This window comes from Stenotrophomonas sp. SrG (genome assembly GCF_050031795.1).
GTDB lineage: Bacteria > Pseudomonadota > Gammaproteobacteria > Xanthomonadales > Xanthomonadaceae > Stenotrophomonas > Stenotrophomonas rhizophila_A.
Genome location: NZ_JBNBBE010000086.1, coordinates 1 through 311, shown reverse-complemented (window position 1 = coordinate 311; position 311 = coordinate 1). Strand labels below are relative to the sequence as shown.

At 71.7% G+C, this 311-nt stretch carries 1 pseudogene; it reads right to left on the bottom strand.

What is annotated here, in order from left to right:
- Positions 1–311: pseudogene (locus ACQG3P_RS19080) on the bottom strand (transglutaminase); the annotation flags it as partial.

The following is a 311-nucleotide window of genomic DNA, read 5'->3' as shown; positions in this document are numbered from 1 at the left end:
GGCGGGTCCGGCAGCACCATGCCACCGACCACGCCGAAATCGACGTAATCACGGGCGTGGAAATCGTAGCGGAAGTTGAACGGCCGGGTCAGGTCCTGCGGGTCGCCCAGCAGGGTCAGCGTGCCGCTGCCGTCGAAGCCGGAGGAGGCCATGATCGATTCCTCCACCCGCGCCCGGTTCTGCGCGTTGAGCCGGGCGAACGCGCCGCGCATGCCGATCGCGCCCACTTCGCGCGGCTGCGGCACGGTCTGGCCCTGCAGGTTGCCGTCCGGGGCGACTCGGACGGGGACCGCGAACCCGCTGCCGTGGCG